The following is a 5,690-nucleotide window of genomic DNA, read 5'->3' on the forward strand; positions in this document are numbered from 1 at the left end:
CACCGGAACCGGATTGACCAGCGCGCCATCGACCAGCCAGCGGTCACCGATCAGCACCGGCGAAAATATGCCGGGTAGCGCGTAGGAAGCGCGCACTGCATCGACGATGCGGCCGTGCGTCAGCCAGATCTCGTGGCCGGTGCGGACTTCGGTCGCCACGCTGGCGAATTTCTGGGTCAGGTCCTGGATGGTGATCTGGCCCAACGTGGCTTCGAGCTGGGCGGCGAGCTTGCCGCCGCCGATCAGGCCCGAGCCGTTGAGGCGGACGTCGAGATAGCCGAGGATGTTGCGCGGCTTCAGGCTGCGCGCCCAATCCTCCAGCGTGTCGAGATGGCCTGCCACATAGGCGCCGCCGACCACCGCTCCGATCGAGGTGCCGGCGACGACGTCGGGCACGATGCCGTTGGCAATCAAGGTCCGCAGGATGCCGATGTGGGCGAAGCCGCGTGCCGCGCCGCCGCCGAGCGCCAGCCCGATCACGGGCTTGCGGGCACTGTCGACGCCGGGCTTGTTCGGGGCAGGGACGGTTTGCTGGCCACGGCCGATCAGATGTTCCAGCACTCGGGCGCCTCCTGTCTGCCGGGTTTGCGTCGCGCACAGGCGCCGCTTCGGCCATCGCGGGTGGGTTCGCAGTGCATCTAAGCGGAACCTCGGACGCGCGCCAGCCGGGACTGCGTGTTTGTTTAATCCCTGGAGCGGCGCCCGCCAGCGCAAATCGGCGACGTTGGATCCGGGTGGGCGCAAACAATGCGTGATCGAACGGTTCTGGTATGACCGTGTGGGTCGCGGCGCCGGAGGCTTGAAATTGCCTCGTTTTCGGTCAAAACCATCGGCCATGATTTGCAGAGGCGACACCGCGGGACTCGGGCGGCGCGGCGTACGGCTGCTGACGTTTGCTGTCTGCGCGGCGATGGCCGTATCGAGCCCGGCTTCGGCGCAATTGTTCAGCGATCGGCCGCCGCCGGTCCCGCCGGCTTCGGTGCCGGAGGCGCCTTCGGGTGGTGCCATCAGCTTGGCGCCGTCGTCTGGCCCGGCCGCAGCGCCGGCATTGCCTCCGACGCTGACTCAGCCCCCCGTCGCCGCTGTCACGCCGCCCGCTACTCCGGTGGTGCCTCCGGCCAATGCTGCCCCGCAGGGCGTGCTGACGCTGACAGCGCGCTACGGCAAGGATCTACCGGTCATCAATTCCGGCATCGTCTGGCGCGTCTATTCGGAACGTCCCGACGAGGGCGGCGCCATCAAGTTGATCCGCGAGGAGCGCACCCCGACTCCCAACATCGTGCTGCCGCCGGGCAACTACGTCGTTCATGTCGCCCACGGGCTGGTCAGCGCAGTGCGGCCGGTCAACCTCAAGGCCGACACCGATCGCGAGTCTTTCATCCTGCCGGCTGGCGGGCTGCGCATCGAGGGCAAGGTCGGCGGATCGCGGATTCCGTCCAACCAGATCTCGTTCTCGATCTACAAAGGCAGTCAGTTCGAAAACGTCGAACGCGCGCCGATCCTGCCCAACATTCCGGCCGGCGACGTCGTGCTGGTGCCGGAGGGCACTTACTACATAGTCTCGAATTACGGCGACGCCAATTCGGTGGTGCGCTCCGACATTCGCGTCCAGGCCGGTAAGCTCACCGACGTCACCATCACGCACCGTGCCGCGGTGATCACCCTGAAGCTGGTCAGCGAGAAGGGCGGCGAGGCGCTCGCCAACACCGCCTGGTCGGTGCTGACCCCGGGTGGCGACGTCATCAAGGAGTCGATCGGCGCCTTCCCGCGCGTGGTGCTGTCGGAAGGCGAGTACCGCGCCATTGCCAAGAACGAAGGCAAGGTGTTCGAGCGCGGCTTCAACGTCGTCAACGGCGTCGACACTGAAGTCGAAGTGCTGGCACGCTGAGCCTCGCCGGGCCGCAGCGCCGCCCCGGACGACACCAACTCTCCGATCCCGAACATTTTGCAGTATCGCCACTGTCACAGTGGTGAACGCTCACTAACCATCGCCTGACTTAAAACCTTCACACTTCGTGTTTTCACGAGGTCTCGGCGCAGTGTTTACATCGTCTTAATCGGCGGACCGTGCAGTGCGATACAGGGGACACCACTGCTGGGGCGCCTTCGTGTCGGCTGTCGGCAAATTTTCAGAGACTTCTCTCAATCAGCTCTCGGGCGACCTGATCGTGTTGCAGCGGAAGTGGCACGCCGCCGTGCAACCGGCGCAGTCGCTGCCGAGCTACGAAGAGGTGATGCTCGGCAGTCTCGGCCGACTTGCCGATCACATCGCTCTGCTGCGCATCAACGGCGATACGCTGGAGGTCTCGCGCACCGGACGTTATGTGCAGCAATGGTTGTCGGACGATCGCTGGGACATTTCGCTGACGGCTCTGCCATCGGACTGCGCGACGGCCCTGACACAGGCTGCGGCTGGCGCCTTGGCGAACCGCCGTCCGTATCTCGGCAGCGCGCATTGTGTGCGCGACGGCATGGTGCAGAAGTACACGCTTCTGGCGCTGCCGACCTCGTCTCGCTGGGGCGGGACACTGGTCGGCGTTTACATCAACGAAGACGGCTTTCGCTACAATCTGCTCGACGCGATCTTTGCTTCGACCGACGATGGAATCGTCTCGCTGACCGCGATCCGCGGCGCCGATCGCAGGCCGTTCGATTTTCAGATCGTGCATCTCAACGCTGGCGCCTCGCAGCTGCTGCGTCATCCGATCGACGATTTGCAATGGAGCCGGCTCGCTGACCACAAGCATCTGTTGTGCTCGCCGGATATCGTCGGGCCGCTGCTGCAACTGGTCGAGACCGGCGGCAGCGTCACGCTGGCGGTCGACACCCACGAGCGCAATCTCAGCCTCGCTGCCACCGCGTTCGGCGACATCATCTCGCTGACCATTTCCGACGTGACCTCGCTGAAGAAGCGCGAGGAGTCGTTCCGACTGCTGTTCGACGGCAATCCGATGCCGATGTGGGTGTTCGACGCCCAGACCACCGAGTTCATCAGCGTCAACGACGCCGCCGTGCAGCACTATGGCTACGATCGCGACACTTTCCTGCGCATGACGTTGCGCGAGATCTGGCCCAAGGACGAATGGGCCGCGCACAGCGAGGCACTGCTCAAGGTCGGCGAGAGCTATCAGTCCGCCGGCAATTGGCGCCACGTCAAAGCCGACGGCAGCGAGATCCAGGTGCTGACATTCGGCCGCCGCGTCAACTTCAACGGCCGCGACGGCTTTCTGGTCGCAGTCGTGGATATCACCGAGCGTCGCAAGGCCGAGGCCAAGATCGCCCATATGGCGCATCACGACGGGCTGACCAATCTGCCGAACCGCGCTCTGTATCAAGAGCGGCTGCAGCAGGCGCTCGATCACAGCCGGACCTGCGACGGCAAAGTCGCGGTGCTGTGTATCGACCTCGACCTGTTCAAGAACGTCAACGACTCGTTCGGCCATCCGACCGGCGACCGGCTGCTGCAGGCGGTGGCGACGCGGCTGCGCCAGCAGATCGGGCCCGGCGATCTCGCGGCACGATTCGGCGGCGATGAATTCGCCATCGTGCTGACCGCCGCCGCATCGCCGAACGAGGCCAGCGATTTCGCCGGCCGCCTCATCGACGTGATCAGCGCGCCCTACGACATGGACGGGCTCGAAGTGGTGATCGGCGCCTCGATCGGCATCGCAATGTCGCCGGGCGACGGCGAGGATTGCGAGGCGCTGATGCGCAACGCGGACATGGCGTTGTACCGGGCCAAGGCGTCGGGCGGCGGTTGCCACCATTTCTTCGAGAAGGAGATGGACCGCCAGGCGCAGATCCGCCGCGACATGGAGCTCGACCTGCGCCATGCCTTCGCCAAGGGCGAATTCGATCTGCATTATCAGCCATTGATCGATCTCGCCGAGGACCGCATCGGCGGCTTCGAGGCGCTACTGCGCTGGCATCATCCCGAGCGCGGCATGATCTCACCTGCGCATTTCATTCCGGTGGCGGAGGATATCGGTCTCATCGTAGGGCTCGGCGAATGGGTGCTGCGCCGCGCCTGCCTGGAGGCGGCGAGGTGGCCGTCAGATATCAAGGTCGCGGTCAATCTGTCGCCGGTGCAGTTCCGCAGCCGCAATCTGGTGCAGGTGGTGATCTCGGCGTTGGCGCAGTCCGGGCTGGCGCCGCGTCGGCTCGAGCTCGAGATTACAGAGTCGTTATTCCTGGCCGAGAGCGAAGCCAATCTGGCGACGCTGCATCAGCTCCGCAGCCTCGGAGTGCGGATCTCGATGGACGATTTCGGCACAGGCTATTCGAGCCTTAGCTACTTGCGCAGTTTCCCGTTCGACAAGATCAAGATCGACCGATCGTTCGTCAAGGATCTCACCGAGCGGCCCGACTGCCTCGCCATCGTCCGTGCCATCGCCGGCCTCGGCCGCAGCCTGAACATCACCACGCTCGCGGAAGGCGTCGAAACCATCGAGCAACTCGACCAACTCCGCGCCGAAGGCTGCAACGAAGTCCAGGGCTTCCTGTTCAGCCCCGGGCGACCGGCAGCGGAGATCGAGGGGCTGCTGACGAAGTTCGGCAGGCGGGCGTCGCAGGCGGCGTAGGCTGCCTGCTGCGGGATTGGCCTGCGCCGTCGATCGGTTTACTGTCCGCCGACGGCAAGGGGAGTTCTGCATGGTGTGGGCAGGTCGGCTGCTCTGGTTGCTCCTGGCGTGGGTGCTGAGTTCGGCGGCACTGGCCGAGACGCGCGTCGCCTTGGTAGTTGGCAATTCGGCTTATCGCCACGTCACAGCACTGGAGAACCCGGCCAAAGACGCCACGCTGATAGTCGAGACGTTGCGCCGCCTCGGCTTCACACTGGTGGGGGGCGGTGCCCAACTCGATGTCGACAAAGCGCGGTTCGACGCGTTGGTGCAGCAGTTCGGCCGCGACTCGGCCGGCGCGGACGTCGGCCTGTTCTACTATGCAGGCCACGGCTTACAGGTTCGCGGCACCAACTATCTCGTGCCGGTCGGCGCCAATCCGACGCGCGAGGCCGATGTCGATTTCCAGATGCTGGATATCGGTCTTGTGTTGAGGCAGATGGAAAGCGCCGGGACGCGACTCAACATCGTGCTGCTCGATGCCTGCCGCAACAATCCATTCGGCGGTCGCGGTTTGCGATCCGCTAACGGCGGCCTCGCGCAAATGCAGGCGCCGGAAGGCACGCTAATTTCCTACGCGACCCAGCCCGGCAATGTCGCGCAGGACGGCGACGACGGTCACAGCCCGTATACGCGGGCGTTGGCGGAGATGATCAGCCGGCCGGGCATCGACATCTTTCAGACCTTCAACCGCGTAGGCCTTGCGGTGATGAAGTCGACCGGCAACGCGCAGCAGCCTTGGCTGTCGACATCGCCGATACAGGGCGATTTTTACTTCGCCGGCCAAGCCGCAGGCGTGACCGCGTCCTCGCAGCAGCAGGTTGCTGCAGCTCCACCCACAGCGCGACCCCGAGCCTGAGCAGCCGAAGCCTGAGCGTCCGACCGAGGTGGCGCCAGCGTCGCCCTCTGCACCGCCGCCATCGTCGGCGCAACGCCTAAGCTTTCGGGTGCTCGATAATGTTTCCGCGGGCATCCTCAACATGCGAGCCGGCCCCGGCACCCGCCACCCTATCATCGTCGCCATTCCGGCCGGGGAGCTCGGGAACGATGATGGGAAATTTGCCGCGCGCC

General features: G+C 65.1%; 3 protein-coding genes and 1 pseudogene. 3 read left to right on the forward strand and 1 reads right to left on the reverse strand.

What is annotated here, in order from left to right; genetic code table 11:
• The coding region (locus I5M_RS03925; protein WP_022720210.1) for a patatin-like phospholipase family protein at positions 1–561 on the reverse strand (561 nt) is incomplete at its 3' end.
• A 274-nt stretch (positions 562–835) separates the two neighbouring features.
• Between I5M_RS03925 and I5M_RS03930 the strand changes: the two genes are divergently transcribed.
• The 3 genes and pseudogenes from I5M_RS03930 to I5M_RS03940 all read left to right on the forward strand — a co-directional run.
• Complete coding sequence (locus I5M_RS03930) at positions 836–1,888, forward strand: hypothetical protein (protein ID WP_022720211.1); 1,053 nt, start codon at positions 836–838, stop codon at positions 1,886–1,888.
• A gap of 220 nt (positions 1,889–2,108) precedes the next feature.
• Complete coding sequence (locus I5M_RS03935) at positions 2,109–4,580, forward strand: bifunctional diguanylate cyclase/phosphodiesterase (protein ID WP_022720212.1); 2,472 nt, start codon at positions 2,109–2,111, stop codon at positions 4,578–4,580.
• A gap of 70 nt (positions 4,581–4,650) precedes the next feature.
• A pseudogene (locus tag I5M_RS03940) lies at positions 4,651–5,469 on the forward strand (caspase domain-containing protein); the annotation flags it as partial.
• Positions 5,470–5,690: the final 221 nt, after the last annotated feature.

The organism is Rhodopseudomonas sp. B29, from assembly GCF_000333455.1.
Lineage (GTDB): Bacteria > Pseudomonadota > Alphaproteobacteria > Rhizobiales > Xanthobacteraceae > Rhodopseudomonas.